This is a genomic window from Streptomyces sp. NPDC059224, from assembly GCF_042754285.1.
Taxonomy (GTDB): Bacteria; Actinomycetota; Actinomycetes; order Streptomycetales; family Streptomycetaceae; genus Streptomyces.
This window is the reverse complement of record NZ_JBHZAN010000045.1, coordinates 1-16,811: the sequence shown is the minus strand read 5'-3', so window position 1 is coordinate 16,811 and position 16,811 is coordinate 1. Positions and strand designations below refer to the sequence as shown.

18 protein-coding genes and 2 tRNA genes are annotated in these 16,811 nt (G+C 70.4%); 16 read left to right on the top strand and 4 right to left on the bottom strand.

The features are described 5' to 3' along the window. Positions 1 to 14: 14 nt before the first annotated feature. Positions 15 to 1,412: a polysaccharide pyruvyl transferase family protein gene (locus tag ACFXI4_RS37465; RefSeq protein ID WP_384999936.1), complete on the bottom strand. Its 1,398-nt coding sequence runs from the start codon at positions 1,410 to 1,412 to the stop codon at positions 15 to 17. Positions 1,413 to 1,669: 257 nt separating this feature from the next. On the opposite strand from ACFXI4_RS37465, the gene proB reads away from it, so the two are divergent. The 5 genes from proB to ACFXI4_RS37440 all read left to right on the top strand — a co-directional run bounded on the left by proB (position 1,670) and on the right by ACFXI4_RS37440 (position 6,590). After that, positions 1,670 to 2,776 (top strand): glutamate 5-kinase, encoded by a 1,107-nt coding sequence (proB, locus tag ACFXI4_RS37460; protein ID WP_385000025.1) that lies wholly within the window; start codon positions 1,670 to 1,672, stop codon positions 2,774 to 2,776. Between the two features lie 124 nt (positions 2,777 to 2,900). Continuing rightward, positions 2,901 to 3,329 carry a hypothetical protein gene (locus tag ACFXI4_RS37455; RefSeq protein WP_189261483.1) on the top strand — a complete coding sequence of 143 codons (429 nt, stop codon included), beginning with the start codon at positions 2,901 to 2,903 and terminating at the stop codon, positions 3,327 to 3,329. An 87-nt stretch (positions 3,330 to 3,416) separates the two neighbouring features. After that, positions 3,417 to 4,703, top strand: coding sequence for a glutamate-5-semialdehyde dehydrogenase (locus tag ACFXI4_RS37450; RefSeq protein ID WP_362714700.1), 1,287 nt, complete (start codon positions 3,417 to 3,419; stop codon positions 4,701 to 4,703). A gap of 124 nt (positions 4,704 to 4,827) precedes the next feature. Continuing rightward, positions 4,828 to 5,430: a hypothetical protein gene (locus ACFXI4_RS37445; protein ID WP_384999933.1), complete on the top strand. Its 603-nt coding sequence runs from the start codon at positions 4,828 to 4,830 to the stop codon at positions 5,428 to 5,430. An 89-nt stretch (positions 5,431 to 5,519) separates the two neighbouring features. Continuing rightward, complete coding sequence (locus tag ACFXI4_RS37440) at positions 5,520 to 6,590, top strand: hypothetical protein (protein ID WP_384999930.1); 1,071 nt, start codon at positions 5,520 to 5,522, stop codon at positions 6,588 to 6,590. Between the two features lie 87 nt (positions 6,591 to 6,677). Here the strand turns inward: ACFXI4_RS37440 and ACFXI4_RS37435 are convergent, their stop codons facing one another. Then, positions 6,678 to 7,826, bottom strand: a complete 1,149-nt coding sequence (locus tag ACFXI4_RS37435; protein ID WP_385000022.1) for a M48 family metallopeptidase — start codon at positions 7,824 to 7,826, stop codon at positions 6,678 to 6,680. Positions 7,827 to 7,927: 101 nt separating this feature from the next. On the opposite strand from ACFXI4_RS37435, the gene ACFXI4_RS37430 reads away from it, so the two are divergent. From ACFXI4_RS37430 to ACFXI4_RS37400, 7 genes are all read left to right on the top strand, one after another. After that, positions 7,928 to 8,089: a hypothetical protein gene (locus tag ACFXI4_RS37430; protein WP_384999927.1), complete on the top strand. Its 162-nt coding sequence runs from the start codon at positions 7,928 to 7,930 to the stop codon at positions 8,087 to 8,089. 176 nt (positions 8,090 to 8,265) lie between these two features. Continuing rightward, entirely contained in the window at positions 8,266 to 8,433 is a 168-nt protein-coding gene (locus tag ACFXI4_RS37425) for a hypothetical protein (RefSeq protein ID WP_362714724.1), read from the top strand. Positions 8,434 to 8,503: 70 nt separating this feature from the next. After that, a complete protein-coding gene (nadD, locus tag ACFXI4_RS37420; RefSeq protein WP_362714691.1) occupies positions 8,504 to 9,196 on the top strand; it encodes a nicotinate-nucleotide adenylyltransferase in 693 nt (230 codons plus the stop codon). Positions 9,197 to 9,212: 16 nt separating this feature from the next. Next, entirely contained in the window at positions 9,213 to 10,937 is a 1,725-nt protein-coding gene (locus ACFXI4_RS37415) for a LytR C-terminal domain-containing protein (protein ID WP_384999923.1), read from the top strand. A gap of 102 nt (positions 10,938 to 11,039) precedes the next feature. Continuing rightward, positions 11,040 to 11,483: a ribosome silencing factor gene (gene rsfS / locus ACFXI4_RS37410; RefSeq protein ID WP_362714685.1), complete on the top strand. Its 444-nt coding sequence runs from the start codon at positions 11,040 to 11,042 to the stop codon at positions 11,481 to 11,483. Beyond that, positions 11,483 to 12,151: a histidine phosphatase family protein gene (locus ACFXI4_RS37405; RefSeq protein ID WP_362714682.1), complete on the top strand. Its 669-nt coding sequence runs from the start codon at positions 11,483 to 11,485 to the stop codon at positions 12,149 to 12,151. The genes rsfS and ACFXI4_RS37405 overlap by 1 nt, the downstream gene beginning before the upstream one ends. Before the next feature lie 137 nt (positions 12,152 to 12,288). After that, a tRNA-Ala gene (locus ACFXI4_RS37400) sits at positions 12,289 to 12,361 on the top strand. 60 nt (positions 12,362 to 12,421) lie between these two features. On the opposite strand, the gene ACFXI4_RS37395 is transcribed toward ACFXI4_RS37400, so the two are convergent. Continuing rightward, positions 12,422 to 13,363, bottom strand: coding sequence for a helix-turn-helix transcriptional regulator (locus ACFXI4_RS37395; RefSeq protein WP_385000019.1), 942 nt, complete (start codon positions 13,361 to 13,363; stop codon positions 12,422 to 12,424). A gap of 94 nt (positions 13,364 to 13,457) precedes the next feature. Here ACFXI4_RS37395 and ACFXI4_RS37390 point away from each other — a divergent pair, with 94 nt between their 5' ends. From ACFXI4_RS37390 to ACFXI4_RS37380, 3 genes are all read left to right on the top strand, one after another. Beyond that, positions 13,458 to 14,927, top strand: coding sequence for an MFS transporter (locus tag ACFXI4_RS37390; RefSeq protein ID WP_384999918.1), 1,470 nt, complete (start codon positions 13,458 to 13,460; stop codon positions 14,925 to 14,927). 68 nt (positions 14,928 to 14,995) lie between these two features. Then, positions 14,996 to 15,169 (top strand): hypothetical protein, encoded by a 174-nt coding sequence (locus ACFXI4_RS37385; RefSeq protein ID WP_351319477.1) that lies wholly within the window; start codon positions 14,996 to 14,998, stop codon positions 15,167 to 15,169. A 3-nt stretch (positions 15,170 to 15,172) separates the two neighbouring features. Further along, a complete protein-coding gene (locus ACFXI4_RS37380; protein ID WP_362714679.1) occupies positions 15,173 to 15,406 on the top strand; it encodes a hypothetical protein in 234 nt (77 codons plus the stop codon). On the opposite strand, the gene ACFXI4_RS37375 is transcribed toward ACFXI4_RS37380, so the two are convergent. Beyond that, positions 15,385 to 16,596 (bottom strand): glycosyltransferase 87 family protein, encoded by a 1,212-nt coding sequence (locus tag ACFXI4_RS37375; RefSeq protein WP_384999915.1) that lies wholly within the window; start codon positions 16,594 to 16,596, stop codon positions 15,385 to 15,387. The two genes, ACFXI4_RS37380 and ACFXI4_RS37375, sit on opposite strands and share 22 nt — an antisense overlap. Before the next feature lie 113 nt (positions 16,597 to 16,709). Between ACFXI4_RS37375 and ACFXI4_RS37370 the strand changes: the two genes are divergently transcribed. Further along, a tRNA-Ala gene (locus tag ACFXI4_RS37370) sits at positions 16,710 to 16,782 on the top strand. The last annotated feature ends 29 nt before the right edge of the window (positions 16,783 to 16,811 follow it).

Sequence of the window (16,811 nt, the reverse complement as noted above, 5' to 3'; positions counted from 1 at the left end):
GTCCGGCCCGGCGCCTACTGGCCCGACCCCAGCGCCCGCCGTATCGGCCTGCCCACGGCCCGCCGGGCCCGCCGGTAGACCGAGGCCTGCGGCGGCACGGCGGCCGCCTTGGCACGGGCTCCCGAGCGCGCCAGTTCCTTCTGCAGCCGGGCGTTGTCCAGCGACAGTTCGTCGATACGGCTGTGCAGCCAGCCGAACCGCCCGCTCAGCGAGGCGATGTCCGCCTCGTTCCAGGGGCGGATACCCGCCGGGAACGCCAGCGCGCGCATTCGCTCGTCGAAGGCGGCGCCGCCGTCGCCGTGCGTGAAGGTGTTCTGCAGACCGTTGCGGTCGAGGAACCCGGTGAACCGCTCGAAGCGCTCCCGGTGGCCGCCGACCAGCCCGCCGAAGTCCGCCTCCGCGTACAGCTTCGCCGGGTCCGCCGAATCGAGGTCCTTGACCGCCTGGTCCAGCCGTCGGTGCGGAATCTCGAAGTAACGGCACAGCTCCAGCGTCCGCGAGTCACCGCACAGCACGGTGGCCGGCGTGCCGGCGAGCAGCGCCGCGATGTTGCCGTGGATGCGCGAACCGAAGGAGAAGTCGAAGGAACGCAGGTCGTCGATCCAGGTGATGGGATCGACGTAGACCCGCACCTTGTCCTCGCGGAACATCGGGTGGTCCGGGTGCGTCGGCATCGCGGTCACCGCGGCGTTCGGGTCCGACAGGTCCCGCCAGTGCAACTGCCGCGCGTCACTGAGGTTCTGGCCCACGAACCGCAGGTGCGGGTAGCGCTCGTGGGTGCGTGTGATGATCCGGTCCAGGCCCTGCGCGCGTACCGCGCTGTGCGAGCCGTTGATCGCGATCCGCGACTCCGGCGTCAACTCCAGCGCCTTCTTGTGCACCTGAAGCTGGTCGCCGTACAGGAACAGGGAAGGGCAGCCGATGGTCTCGACGTCCTTGAATCCCATGTCCTTCAGGTACTGCTCGGTGAACTCGCCCCGTACACCGATCGACGCGCTGCGCTCCAGTACCGCCGCGCAGAAGTCCCGCACGGTCGGCTCGATGCGCTTGAGCCGGTCCGGGTTGTAGCCGACTCCGGTCTGCGCGCCCACGCCGAGCACGACCACCGGGATCTTCAGCTTCGAGATCAGCCGGGTCATCCGCTTCAACGCGCTTTCGAAGGACGGGCGGAAGGCGTTGGCCAGCGGGATGACGAAGGCGTCGTACTCCTCGTTGATCCGTCCGGCGGCGGAGACATCGGAGGGCATGCCGTTGGAGACGACCTCGGTGCCCGGAGTCTCGAGAATCTTGTGCGCGGCATCGCTGAAGATCAGGTTGCCCGAGTTGGTGGCTATGACGTCCCGGTACAGGGCTTCCTCGACGCTGATGGCGTCGTAGGGACTTTTGCCCGACCTGAGCAGAATGCGCTTCACGCTGCGATCTTTAGATGACACAAACTTCAAGTTAACTTTAAGTTCGTTTCAATTTCCATGGACAGTCAACACAACTTTTTTGCTGTGTTCGGTACGTGATCATAGGACTACGCACCGCCGTGGCCGTCGTGACGTCCGGACGGCGTCCGTGCCGTGTCCGGAGGCTGGACGGGGCGGCCGGACGACGGTCCCGTTCGCGTAGATTGCTGCCACGCGCAAGGAAGTGGGTACAGGACGTGGCAACCGCAAGGCAGGCCGTGAGCGAGGCCCGCAGGATCGTCGTCAAAGTGGGCTCCTCCTCGCTGACCACAGCCTCCGGCGGCCTCGACGCCGACCGGGTCGACGCACTCGTCGACGTCCTCGCCAAGAGCCGCGGCGGCGGGGAGAAGGAAGTCGTCCTCGTCTCCTCGGGAGCGATCGCCGCCGGCCTCGCCCCGCTCGGCCTGCGCCGCAGGCCCAGGGACCTGGCCCGTCAGCAGGCCGCCGCCAGCGTCGGCCAGGGACTGCTCGTCGCCCGCTACACCGCCTCCTTCGCCCGCTACGGCGTCCGGGTCGGCCAGGTCCTGCTCACCTCCGACGACATGAGCCGCCGCGCCCACCACCGCAACGCCTCCCGCACCCTCGACAAACTCCTGGCGATGGGCGCCCTCCCGGTCGTCAACGAGAACGACACCGTCGCCACCGACGAGATCCGCTTCGGCGACAACGACCGTCTCGCCGCCCTCGTCGCCCACCTCGTCCACGCCGACCTCCTGGTGCTGCTCTCCGACGTCGACGGCGTCTACGACGGTGACCCGAGCAGGCCCGGCACCTCGCGGATAGCGGAGGTCAGGCGCCCGGAGGACCTCGCGGGCGTCGAGATCGGCAGCGCCGGGAAGGCGGGCGTCGGCACCGGCGGCATGGTCACCAAAGTGGAAGCCGCCCGGATCGCCGCCGCCGCGGGCGTCCCCGTCGTCCTCACCAACGCCGTGCACGCCGCCGACGCGCTCTGCGGCGGCGACACCGGCACCTACTTCCACCCCACCGGCAAACGGTCCGCAGACCGTCTCCTGTGGCTTCAGCACGCCTCCACCCCGCAGGGCTCCCTCACCCTCGACGACGGCGCCGTCCGTGCCGTCGTCGAAGGCCGGAAATCACTGCTGCCCGCCGGGATCGCCGCCGTGGAGGGCGAGTTCGCCGCGGGTGACCCGGTCGAACTGCGCGACGCCCGGGGCCGCGCGGTCGCCCGGGGCCTGGTCAGCTTCGACGCCAAGGAGATCCCCCAGCTGATCGGGCGTTCGACCAGGGAGCTGGCGCGCGAACTGGGCCCGGCGTACGAGCGGGAGGTCGTACACAGGGACGACCTGGTGATCCTCCACCCGTAAAAACGGGGCATAACGACGGACCCCGGTGGGGGACGTTCCGTAAAACCGCCACGCGAACTCTTGCGGCCTGCTCAACTTTGTCTCAGGACCACGTTCCGCACGAGCACAGCTGAAGGAGGCCGTCGTGAGACGAGTGCGCCCTGGGGCTGCGGCGTCCCGCGGTGCTCTGACGAGCGTCGCGGCCGGGGACACCTACGAGGAGCCGAAGGACCTGCCCCGTCTGTGGCACGTCACCCTCAGCGTCTGCGGTGCCGAGGTCCCCCTGCCGGAACTGCGCCGCGGCCTCGAGCAACTGGCCCACGACCACCCGTTCCTCCTCACCAGCCGGTACGCGTGCGACCACGCCGAGATCCGCTACTGGGAAGAGGCCCGCGACCTCCACGACGCCGCCGCCGTGGCCCTGCGCCTGTGGGGCGAGCACCGCCAGACCGCCGGACTGCCGGCCTGGGAGATCGTCGGCCTCGAAGTCATCGACCGCACCACCTACCACCAGCGGATCGCCGAGGGCTACGGTCCGCCACCGGCGACGCCGGTCGGTATCCACCCGTTCTGACGATGACCGTGAATGCCCCCTTTTGATCCCGTCTCGCGGTGTGGAACAACCCATGAACGGGCCGCCCGCGCGCACTACCCTTCCCCCATGACCACGCTCTCGCCGTACGACGCCATGTCCCCGGTCACCCAGGCCGCCTACCGTGCCAAGGCAGCCGCCGCCGACCTCGCGCCGCTGCCGCGTGCCGCGAAGGACGACGCGCTGCTCGCCATCGCGGACGCGCTGGAGGTCCGTACGAGCGAGATCGTCGAGGCCAACGCCAAGGACATCGCCAAGGCCCGCGAGAACGGCACCAGCGAGTCCGTCGTCGACCGCCTCACCCTCACCCCGGAGCGGGTCCGTGCCATCGCCTCCGACGTCCGTGACGTCGCGAAGCTGCCCGACCCGGTCGGCGAGGTGGTCCGCGGCTCCACCCTCCCCAACGGCATCGACCTGCGCCAGGTCCGCGTCCCGCTCGGCGTCGTCGGCATCATCTACGAGGCCCGCCCGAACGTCACCGTCGACGCGGCCGCACTGTGCCTCAAGTCCGGCAACGCCGTCCTGCTGCGCGGCTCCGCCTCCGCCTACGAGTCGAACGCCGCCCTCGTCCGCGTCCTGCGCGACGCCGTCGGCGGCGCCGGGCTGCCCGCCGACGCCGTCCAACTGGTTCCCGGAGAGGGACGTGAGTCCGTCCACGAGCTGATGCGCGCCCGCGGCCTGGTCGACGTGCTCATCCCGCGCGGCGGCGCCTCCCTCATCCAGACCGTCGTCATGGAGTCCAAGGTCCCCGTCATCGAGACCGGCACCGGCAACTGCCACGTCTACGTCGACGCGCACGCCGACATCGACATGGCGATCGACATCCTGATCAACTCAAAGGCACAGCGGGTCAGCGTCTGCAACTCCGCCGAGACCCTCCTCGTGCACCAGGACATCGCCGCCGAATTCCTGCCGCGCGCGCTGGAGGCCCTCGCCGCGGCCGGCGTCACCGTGCACGGCGACGAACGCGTCCTCGCCCACGCCAAGGACTCCAAGGCGACCGTGGTCGAGGCCGTCCCGGAGGACTGGGAGACCGAGTACCTGTCGTACGACATCGCCGCCGCCGTCGTCGACTCCCTCGACCGGGCCGTCGAGCACATCCGGCTGTGGACCTCCGGGCACACCGAGGCGATCGTCACCACCTCCCAGCAGGCGGCCCGCCGCTTCACACAGCTGGTCGACTCCACCACCGTCGCCGTGAACGCCTCCACCCGTTTCACCGACGGCGGCCAGTTCGGCTTCGGCGCCGAGATCGGCATCTCCACGCAGAAGCTGCACGCCCGCGGCCCCATGGGCCTGCCGGAGCTGACCAGCACCAAGTACATCGTCACCGGCGACGGTCACATCCGCCGCTGACACCCGTACGGCCCAACCGCGCTCGCTCTACGGCGTGCGGGCGCGCGGAGGGGGCGTACGCGGCCCCCCGCGGGCGTGAGGGGTGTCTCACGGGGCCTACGAATTTCCATACCGTCTGCCCAAATTGACCCCCCAGGTCTACTCTGGACCCGTGCCGGAGGACGTGGGGGGCACGCCGTTCCCTGACGGCTGGGAGCCCGACGACGACCATGACCGCGGGATGTCGGACGAAGAGTTCGACGCCGTGGTCTTCGACGAGGCCTTCATCAAGGCGGCCGTGATCCACGAGCCGACCGCCGTCGAGCGTCTCCTGGCCGCAGCACAGGCCAGAGCCGAGGCCTCCGAGGCCGAGGCCCGCCGTGCCCGCGCCACAGGCGAGCGCTACGGCCCCGACGGCCACGACGTCGGCCACAGCGCCGATCTCGACGACCTGGACGACGGCGACGTACTCGAACACCGCTACGGCGCCCCAGGGGCGTACGGCAAGCACGTCCGCTGGCACCGGCCCGTCGCCTGGGTGCTCGCCGTCGTCATGGGCATCGGCATGGTCGCGCTGGCCTTCGCGGCGGTCTACCGCGGCGCCTCCTCGGGCGGCAGCCGCGACCAGGTGCCCCGGCCCCCCTCCACGGGCCTGGAACAGCAAGGCACCGCGGCGGCACCCTCCGCGTCCGCCGAGTACTCCCGTCCGGCCCAGTCGGCGGTCTCCGCGGTCCCGCACACCCCCTGAGCGGCCATTGCCCGTTCTGGTGAGAACCTGTCAGAAGTTGTCGTGTAGCAGGGCGTTTACCTGAGGCTCCCGAGACCTACTCTGAGAGTATGGGCGGGCCTGCGGACCCACCTGAGGGGACACCCGAGGGCGGCCCCGTGGGTGGAGAGGACGAGTACCGATCCGTCGTCTTCGACGAATCGTTCGTCCGCGCTGCCCGCCTCCAGGAGTCCTCCGCGCGCGAACGCATGTCCGACCACGCGCCCGCCGTACGCCGCCGCCCGCCCCTGCGCCGGGGCCTCACACGACAGGCCCTGATCCTCGTCCTGCTGATCCTCGTCGCCTTCGGTACCGCGGTCTACATGGGTGTCCGCCACCCCTACGGCACCCAGGAGGCCCAGCAGCCCGTCGAGCCGCTGCGGATGACCGTCGTCCCGCTCGCTCCCCGGGGCAAAGTGCCCGGCGCCGCCGACGCCGAGACCCTGTTCGCGCACAGCCCCGCCGCGAAGTACGAGGTCGGCGCCGAGGGGATACCGCTGCCGGCCGTCCGCAGCACCTCGCACTTCTCCGACAGCCAGGTCGTCACCGCCCTGACCACGGCCAAGGACTACATCGTCCGCTCCGCGCTCTACCCCGAGGTCCTCGACAGCAGCGAGGTACGGCCCGCCCGTGTCCTGCTCGACCCCGGACAGCTCGACCAGTTCGACCAGAGCCTCGACCACCCCGCGTCCGACGGCCGGCACGCGCCCACCGGATGGCTGGTCCGTTTCGACCCCACCCGTGCCCAACTCGCCGATCCGAGGATCCGCGTCCAGGGCAGCATGCAGGCCGCCGAGACCGACTCGGCCACCCTGGAGGTCACCGCCGACCACACCCTCGTCTACGCGCTGCGGGCCACCGGCGCACCGGCCGGCTCCCAGGTCTCCCTGTTCACCGTCCGCCGCGAGCTGACCTTCCGCTTCGACCGGGACGACCTGCGGCTGCGCCAGGCCCAGCTGACCGCCTCCTACGTCCAGGCCGGGCCGCTGTCCTGCGCCGAGGACTCCGCCGATCACCTGCGGCCGCTGCTGGCCGGCGAGACGGCCAGGGCGGGCGGCCCGGCGGGCACCGACCCGTACGCCACGGACAGTGCCGCCGCCCTGTGCGGGACGCTGGCGGCCGAAGCCGAACCGACGGTCTGACGAGCCCGCCCTGCTCGTCGTCGGTCGCCGCACCCCGTCCCGCGCCGCACCTCGTCCTGCGCCACTCCCCGTCACGCGGCGGAGCGTCTACTCCCCGTCACGCGGCGGAGCGTCCTGCGCGGGACCGTCCTCGTCCCGCGCCGGAGTGTCCCGCGGGGGAGCGTCCTTCGCGGAAGCATCCTTGCTGGGCGCCGGGCTCGTGAACCCGTCGAAGCCGCGCTTCACCCGGCCACCCAGGCCGCCGGCGCCGCCCGCTATGTCCGAGACCAGCTTCATCAGCGGATCCTTGGAACTCTTCACGTCGCTCGCGTAGCTCGCCGCCGACTCCTTGAAGGAGTCGCCGACCGAGGTGTCCTTGTCCGCGTCCCGCCGCGGATAGTGACCGTCCATGATGCGCTGGTAGTCGCGGGACTCGGCCCACTTCTTCAGCTCGGCCGCGCGGACCGTGGTGAAGGGGTGCGAGCGCGGCAGCACGTTGAGGATCTTCAGCACCGAGTCGCGCAGATCGCCCCCGGCCTCGTACTCCTCGGCCTGCTGCAGGAACGCGTCCACGTTCATCTCGTGCAGATGGTTGCCGCCCGCGATCTTCATCAGCCCGCGCATGGAGGCCCGCAGGTCCTGTCCGGCCAGCAGCCCCGCCCGGTCCGCGGACAGCTCCGACTTGCGGAACCACTCCCGCAGCGCCGTCACGATCGCCATGACCGCGAGATTGCCCAGCGGGATCCAGGCGACGCGCAGCGCCAGGTTCGTCAGGAACAGCAGGACCGTCCGGTACACCGAATGCCCGGACAGGGCGTGTCCCACCTCGTGCCCGACGACCGCCCGCATCTCCTCCTCGTCGAGGAGCTCGACGAGTCCGGTGGTGACGACGATGATCGGCTCGTCCAGGCCGATGCACATGGCGTTGGGCTGCGGATCCTGGTTGACGTACATCGGGGGGACCTTCTCCAGGTCCAGGATGTAACAGGCGTCCCGCAGCATGTCGTTCAGGTGTGCGAACTGCTGGTCCGAGACGCGGACCGAGTCGGACAGGAACAGCAGCCTCAGGCTGCGCTCCGGAAGCAGCCCGCTGAGCGCCTTGAAGACGGTGTCGAAGCCGCTCAGCTTGCGCAGCGCCACCAGGGCCGAACGGTCGGCCGGATGCTCGTACGCGCGCGAGGAAATCCCCGGGAACCGCCTGCGCTGCCTGCCCGGCACCCGCTCGTGCCCGTGTCGCTCGTGGCCGTCGTCGGACATGTCATCCCCCATGTGCGTGAGTGTGCTCACCATGCCCCCGAAGCAGGGCCCAGCCTAGGCGGAGATACCGTGGTCGGGCAGTACAGCCGAAGGAGTGCCTCATGGAGCACAACCCCCCAGCCGCCTGGCTCCCCCAGGCCGCGAGCGCCGCTCAGCAACAAGGCTCGGGCGACCTGCTGCGGGTCGTCCTGATCGTCATGTTCCTGGGCTGCGTGCTGACCGCCTGGTTCCTGCTGCGCGGGTACAGACAGAAGGACGACTGAGCCGCGGGGATCGTTCCCCGCCCCGTGTGACCGACGGAGCCGCCGCGACCGAAGAGCCGGCACGACGGAACCGGCGAGTCGGCCCGACGGAGGAGTCGGCGTGATCGTCGCCGGGCTGCCCGCATACGATGGGCCGACGTCTTTATCCCGTCCACACGCGATAGGTCCTGCCGCAGATGATGAATCTTCACAGCGCCGCTGCCCAGTTCGTCACCCTCGCCGCCGAAGGCGAGGAGCACGGCGGCAACCACAACAGCCTCAACCCGCTCGTCACCGGTGGTGGCGCGTTCATCGTCCTGATGCTCCTGCTGTGGATCACCACCCGTTTCAACCGCGACCGCTGAGCCGGCGGCCGAGCCCGGCACCCGTCCTCGGGGGCAGGGCCCACGGACCGGGCCGGTAGGGTCTGCACGCATGGGAGAGCAGGACATGCCTACCGGTCCGGCGAACGACGCGGCCGACGCCGCCGACGACACGGTGACGACCCCGCGGTACACACCGGCGGGCCCCGCGCCGACCGGCAAACGCCGCCTCGGTGTCATGGGCGGGACGTTCGACCCGATCCACCACGGACACCTCGTGGCGGCCAGCGAGGTCGCGGCCCAGTTCCACCTCGACGAGGTGGTGTTCGTGCCCACCGGGCAGCCGTGGCAGAAGACCCACCGCAAGGTCTCACCGGCCGAGGACCGCTATCTGATGACGGTGATCGCGACCGCGGAGAACCCGCAGTTCTCCGTCAGCCGTATCGACATCGACCGCGGCGGCCCCACCTACACCGCCGACACGCTGCGCGACCTGCGCGCCCTCAACCTCGACGCCGACCTTTTCTTCATCACCGGCGCCGACGCCCTCGGCCAGATCCTCACCTGGCGCGACTCGGAGGAACTCTTCTCCCTTGCCCACTTCATCGGCTGCACCCGGCCCGGGCACCAACTGACCGACCGCGGTCTCCCGGAGGGCGGCGTCTCGCTGGTGGAGGTTCCCGCACTCGCCATCTCCTCCACAGACTGCCGTGCGAGAGTCGCCAAGAGCGACCCCATCTGGTACATGGTGCCGGACGGAGTCGTGCGCTACATCGACAAGCGCGAGCTGTACCGCGGCGAGTGAGCCGAGAGGGGCACCGGTGAACGACCGATACGACGCGGGCTACGGCAGCGACCAGTACGAACTCGTCGGGTACGACGAGTACGGGCAGCCGGTGTACCGCCAGATCCCCGCACAACAACAGCAGACGTACGACCCGTACGCCGGACAGGGCTACGGGTACGACCCGTACGCCGACGACGGCCGGCAGGGCGCGCCCCCGTACGACCCCGCACGGCAGGGCCCACCGGCGTACGACACCGGGCAGCAGGCCCCCGTGCCCCCCGTCCACGACACCGGGCAGCAACCGGTCACGCCCGCCTACGACCCGTACGGCACCGGCGGCCGGCCCGGCTACGACCCCTACGGGCAGGCTGCCACCAGCGGACGGCAGCCCCGGGTCGCCGAGCAGACCGCGCACATCCCGCAGCAGGCCGGACCCGTCCACGAACCCGCCGACCCCCGGCAAGTACCCGGCGACGAACGGGACTACCACACCGGGCAGTTCGCGTTCGTCGAGGCCCCGGACGGTGACTCCGAGGACGTCATCGACTGGCTGAACTTCACCGAGAACCGCACCGAACGCCGCGAAGAGGCCAAGCGCCGAGCCCGCAGCCGCATGATCGCCCTGGTCGTCGTCCTCGCCCTGGTCGCCGTGGGCGGCGCCGGCTACCTCTGGTACGCCGGAAAGCTGCCCGGACTGTCCTCCTCCGCCGCCAAGGGCGGTACGACGACGTCCGCGGCCGCGCAGAAACGCGACGTGGTCGTCGTCCACCTGCACAACACCAGCGGCGGCGGCACCTCGACCGCGCTGCTCGTCGACAACACCACCACCAAGCAGGGCACCACCGTGCTGCTGCCCAACTCGCTCGGGATGACCGACGACGACGGCACCACGACGACCCTCGCCAAGTCCGTCGCCGACGACGGCTCCTCCGGGACCCGCGACCAGCTCGACACCGTCCTCGGGACCAACATCGAGGGCACCTGGCGCCTGGACACCCCCTACCTGCAGAACCTGGTCGAACTCGTCGGCAACATCGACATCGACACCAACGCCGACGTGCCCGACCCGGACGCCGAGAAGAAGGGCCAGGCCCCCCTGGTCCACAAGGGCAAGGACCAGACCCTCAGCGGCAAGGCCGCCGTCGCCTACGCCACCTACCGCGCGTCCGGCGAGGCACAGAACGCCCAGCTGGAACGGTTCGGACAGGTCATGCAGGGCGTGCTGCGCAAGATGTCCTCCGACTCCTCGGCCGCCACGGTCACCGTCCAGACCCTCGCGCAGATCCTCGACCCCTCGCTCACCGACAAGGACCTCGGCACCTTCCTCGCCAGGCTCGCCGACCTCGCCAAGGGCGGCGACTACAAGACCGCATTGCTGCCCGTGCAGAGCGACGGCACCCTCAGCGCCCAGACCAGTGCCAGCGTGGTCAAGGACATCCTCGGCGGCACCGCCAAGAGCCCCTCGGCGGACTCCGCGGTCCGGGTCTCCGTCCAGAACGCCACCGGCGTCAAGGACAACACCGACAAGGCCCGCGTGGTCCTCGTCAACGGCGGCTACACCTTCCTGGAAGGAGGCACGGCGTCCGGCACCCAGGCGGCCTCCAAGGTGCTGTACTCCGACGCCGCCGACAAGGAGAAGGCCACCGAGGTCGCGAAGACCCTCGGCCTCGGCACCGGAGCCGTGACCAAGGGCACGGTCGGCTCGGGCGCCGACGTATCGGTCGTCCTCGGCCAGGACTACAAACCGTCCTCCTCCTGAGCCGGGCCCGCCGCACCCCACGTGACGCGGTAATCACGTGGGGTGCGCCCGGCGGTCCGTGAGACCCTTGAGGTCAATCGACCGCCGACGGAAAGCCAAGTAGTGACCGCCACCGACCGTTCCCTCGAGCTCATCACCGCCGCCGCCCAGGCGGCCGCCGACAAGCTCGCCCACGACGTCATCGCCTACGACGTCAGCGACGTCCTGTCGATCACGGACGCCTTCCTGCTGGCCTCCGCGCCCAACGACCGCCAGGTCAAGTCGATCGTCGACGAGATCGAGGAGCGCCTCCAGAAGGACCTCGGCGTCAAGCCGGTGCGCCGTGAGGGCGACCGTGAGGCCCGCTGGATCCTGCTCGACTACGTCGACATCGTCGTCCACGTCCAGCACAGCGAGGAGCGGGTCTTCTACGCCCTGGAACGGCTGTGGAAGGACTGCCCCGAGATCGAGCTGCCCGCCGACGCCAAGGCCACCCGAGGCAAGGCCGCCGAGCACGCCGAGCTGCAGGCCGCTGAAACCGACAGCGAGCCGGGCAGGGAGTGGTGATGAGCGCCACGGGCGAGGTGACCGACCGCACGGGACGCGGCCGCCGCATCATCCTGTGGCGGCACGGCCAGACCTCCTGGAACGTGGAGCGCCGCTTCCAGGGCTCCACCGACGTCGAGCTCACCGGGACCGGGATCGGCCAGGCCCGCCGCGCGGCCCGGCTGCTCGCCTCCCTGGGACCGGACGCGATCGTCTCCTCCGACCTGCGGCGCGCCTCCGACACGGCCGCCCAGCTCGCCGAGCTCACCGGCCTCGACGTGATCCGCGACGAGGCGCTGCGCGAGACCTACGCGGGCGTGTGGCAGGGCCTCACCCACGAGGAGATCATCGCCCGCCACGGTGACGAGTACGCAGCCTGGAAGCGCGGCGAGCCGGTCCGCCGCGGCGGCGGCGAACTGGAGACCGAGGTCGCCGACCGGGCCGCTCCCGTCGTGCTCCGGCACGCCGAGAAACTCCCCGAGGACGGCACCCTCGTGGTCGTCAGCCACGGCGGCACCATCCGCACCACCATCGGCCGACTGCTCGGCCTGGACTCCCACCACTGGGAGAGCCTCGGCGGTCTCACCAACTGCTGCTGGTCCGTGCTCGGCGAGGGCGCCCGCGGCTGGCGGCTCCTGGAGCACAACGCGGGCACCCTCCCGGAGCCCGTCCTCGGCGACGACGACTGAGAGCCCTTTCCGGCCGCCGGCCGGTGACCGTCCGGCCCGCGCACTCCGTGCCGGGACCCGGATTTCACTTTCCGGCAGGTCGCAGGCTAAAGTTCTTCTTGTTCGGCCCGCCGAGAGGAAACACGGGAAGAACGCGAGGGGCTATAGCTCAGTTGGTAGAGCGCCTGCATGGCATGCAGGAGGTCAGGAGTTCAATTCTCCTTAGCTCCACAGATCGACACTCCACACACTGTCGAGTTGTCAAAGATCGACGAGAGAATCCCGCCCTCTTCACGGGGCGGGATTTTTCGTGTTCCACTCCCGAATGATCTCGGCGGCCTCGTCGTCCGTCACCGGCCACAGCCGCTGTCGGCGCTCCCGCAGCAACGCGATCTGCTCCCGCGTCCGTTCGTTCTCCGGCGTGTAGACCACGATCCGCGACTCCGGCATCCCGTCGATCGACAGCGACTGCGACGTCATCCGCAGCTCGCCCACCGCCTCATGACGGAACGTCTTCACCCGCGGCCCCGGCTGCGCCACCGCGCCGCTCGCCCACAACCGGGCGAAGTACGCACTCGTCCCGGACAACGCCCGTATGAACTCCTCCCAGGCCGGCTCGCCGACATGTCTGCCGTAACTGGAGCGCAGGGTCGCCACCATCACCGGCAGTTCACGCTCCCGGTGCACCACCGGGCAGGCCTCCTCCGACACCGTGAACAACGTCCACAGGACGTTCGGAACCCCGATCCGCATCGTCTCCGGCACCAGGAACAGATCCCGGTAGGCCGGATTGGTGGCCAGCACGTCGTACCGCGACGTGTACACCACCGCGGGCAGCGGATCCAAGGCGTCGATGATGCCCTGCACCTCCGCGCCGACCGACCGGGACAGTCCCTCGGGCGCCGCCGCGTACGGCACCTCCGCCAACCGGTACAGATGCTCCCGCTCCGGCGTGTCCAGCCGCAGCGTGCGTGCCACCGCGTCCAGCACCTGCGGCGAGGCGTTGATCGGCCGGCCCTGCTCAAGCCACGTGTACCAGGTCACCCCCACGCCCGACAGCTGGGCGACCTCCTCCCGGCGCAGCCCCGGAGTACGGCGCCGCAGCCCCGGTGGCATCCCCACGTCGGCCGGTGTCACCCGGGCCCGCCTGCTGCGCAGGAAAGCGGCCAGCTCAGGCCTGCGGCGGTGTGCTGTCGTCGTCATCGTCACGTCCCCCGTCGTCACGTCCTCCATCGTGGGCGCAGCACCCGCCGCCTGCCAGGTGCTGCCAGTACCAGCATCGGCGGGCTCTCCGCACCCGTACCGGATGCTCGCCACGCTCGACACCATGACGACGACATCCCGGACGGGACCAGGTCCCACACCCGCTCGAACCCCTGCGAAAAGTGAAGCACCCGGCACTGACACCCGGCCCCGGCTGCTCCTCGCGGTCGTCCTCGCGGCCCTGTTCATGGCCGTGCTGGACGTCTTCATCGTGAACGTCGCGGCCCCCACCATCGGTTCAGAACTCCACGCCTCCGGCGCCGACCTGCAACTGGTCGTGGCCGGCTACGCCATCACCTACTCCGTGCTGCTGATCACCGGCGCCCGCCTGGGCGACCGGCTCGGCCACGGCCGCGTCCACCTCGCCGGACTGGTGCTGTTCACGGGGGCCTCGCTCGCCTGCGGCCTGGCCCAGGGCGCCACCGAGCTCATCGTGTTCCGGCTGGTGCAGGGTGCCGGATCGGCGGTGATGATCCCGCAGGTCCTCAGCATCATCCAGCGCACCTTCACCGGCGAGGCCCGCGTCCGCGCGCTCGGCGCCTACTCGGCGGTCCTCGCGGTCGGCGCCGCGGCCGGCCAGATCATCGGGGGCGTCCTGGTCGGCGCGGACCTGTTCGGCACCGGCTGGCGGCCGGTGTTCCTCGTCAACGTGCCGGTCGGTGCGGTACTCCTCGTCCTCGGCAGGCGAGTCCTGCCCCGGGACACCGGATCCGGGCCGGAACGTGCGCGCGGCCTGGACCTGCCCGGCCTGGTCCTGCTCGGGGCCGCTGTGTCGCTGCTCACGATTCCGCTGGTGCTCGGCCAGGAGGAGGACTGGCCGCTGTGGTCGTGGCTGTCCCTGACCGCCGCCGTGCTGGTGTTCGCGCTGTTCTGCGGTTATGAGATGCGGCTCGCCCGGCGGGGCGGTGCCCCGATCGTGGCACCCCGGGTGCTGCGCCACCCCGGCATGGGCCTGGCCGTCTTCCGCATCCTCGCCGTCATGGCCGTCAACGCGGGGCTCCTGTTCACCCTCACTCTGCACGTCCAGAGCGGTCTCGGCTACGGCGCACAGCGCGCCGGACTCACCTTCGCGCCGACCGCCGTGGTCTTCGGTGCGGTCGCCCTCACCTGGCGCAGGTGGCCCAGGGCCTGGCAGCGGGTGCTGACCCCGGCCGGGTTCGCCCTGACCGCGGTGTCCGTCGCAGGCGTCGGGCTCGTCTTCCACGGCGGCGGCGACGGGGGCGCATGGCTCTATGTGGTGTACGCCGGCGTGGGCGCGGGGCTCGCACTCGCCTTCAGTCCCACCCTCACCGCGGCGCTAGCAACGGTGCGTCCCGAGGACGCGGCGGACGCCAGCGGTCTCCTGGCGACCGTCACCCAGCTAGGCCAGCTCATAGGCATCGCCGCATTCGGCACACTGTTCTTGAACCGGCTTGAGTCACTTGGGGCACCACGGGCGTATACCTCTGCGGAGGCGCTGTCAGCCTGCGCATGGGCGCTTGCCGCGACGGCGGCCGCGGGCGCCGTGTCCGGACTGGTACTGAGGCGTCGCTGACCGTATTGGTCCGGCCGTGGCAGAATCAAACGGCCGGAAGGGGGCGCGGCCCGACGGGAGGAGTAGCGATGCCTGCGAGCATCCTTGAGGAGGGCGGCCACCTCCTCGGTGCGGCGTTGATACAGGACACGACCACCCGGCTGCTCTGCCCTTCCTGCGGTTCCGTACATGTGGCCCAAGTACTGGGCGACAACGGCGGGATCTCCTACGTGTGCACGGCCTGCGGCCACAGCTGGAGCTGATCGATGGGTGCACACAGGCGGAAGTGCGACTGGTGCGGAAGTGGCACCCCGATCGTCCGCGACATGGAGCCGATCAACCCCGACTACCAGTACTGGTGCGAGGAATGCGCGCGGGCGCTGATCATAAAAGGCGACCCGATCGAGACCTACCGTGAGCTGGAGGGCGAGCCGATCTACGGCCGTCTTCTCGAGGACCACTGCACCCTCAAACGGTTCTACTCGTTCGTCACGGCCTGAGCGGCGCCCGGCTTCGGCAACGATGTCCGGGCGAGCGCCAGGAACAGCACCCCGGTGACCGTGTAGAGAGCCGACAGCGTCAAGTCGACCGCGTTCTGGTGCAATTCGGGCCGCCCTTCCTGGTGTGGCACCCACCACAGGGCGTAAGAGCAGAAGACCAGCGCGGTGCCGACGGCCGCCGCCCGGTGTCCGCGCGTCCACAGCAGCATGACCGCGGGCACGCACCACACCCAGTGATGCGACCAGGACACCGGACTGATCAGCAGCGCGGTCACCGCACACCCGGTGACCGCCCACCCCCGCCGGCCGCGCAGCTCCGCCGCGACCGCCACCGCGAGCCCCAGAACGGCCGTCAGAGCCGCTGCGGCGGTCCAGAGCGCTCCCGGCTCGGGTGTGTGCAGCAACCGCGCCAGAACACCGCGCAGGGCCTGATTCGCGGTCTCCTCGGCGCGTCCCACACGCCCCGTCCGGAACACCATCCCCGTCCAGAACCGCCACGAGTCGTACGGCAGGACCGCCGCCGCCAGCAGGGTCGCCCCCGCGAAGGTGACGGCCGCCCCGCGCGCGTGCCGCAGCCACGGCCCGCCGTCCCGGCCCCCGCGGCGCGCCACCAGGCCCGTGGCGAGCAGGAACACCGCGAACAGGGCGGGCGTCAGCTTGACCGCGGCCGCGAGCCCGACACCCACCCCCGCCCAGCGTCCCGGACGTTCGGCCGAGGGTCGTGACAGATCCCACAGCACCAGCACGGCCAGCAGCAGATTGACCTGCCCGTAGCGCACGGTCGTCCACACCGGCTCGCACCAGACCGCCGCCGCCGCGACCCACAGCACACCCTCCACGCGCGCGTGCCCGGCGAGCCGCAGCGACAGCGCCACGAACACGACCAGGAGAACGAGGTTCCCGGCCGTCGCCAGCGCCCGCATGGTCGTGACGTCCGGCAGCGTCAGCGGGGTGAACAGCAGTGCCGCGAACGGCGGGTAGGTGGACGGCAGATGAGCGGCCGTCGTACGCAGCGCGTAGAGGTCGCCGCCCGCCAGGACGGTCGCGCCCTCCGCCCGGTAGACCATCAGGTCGATCATCGACACGTGCGCGGCTCGCTGAGCCGCCCAGAACGCCGTGAACGACAAGAGGCAGGCCCCCAGGGCAACCGGCATCCGGCGCCGGGTCTCGGAGAACGCGATCACGGTCACGAAGACCGACACTAGTGCCCGTATCCACACAGAACGGAAACGATTTGGTGGTGCACCCTGTCGACCGTGTAATGTTGGCGTCGCCGCCAGGGAAGCCGGGCGGAGCGAAACGCGGGGCTATAGCTCAGTTGGTAGAGCGCCTGCATGGCATGCAGGAGGTCAGGAGTTCAATTCTCCTTAGCTCCACAGAAGTCGAAGGCGGACCATCCGGACGT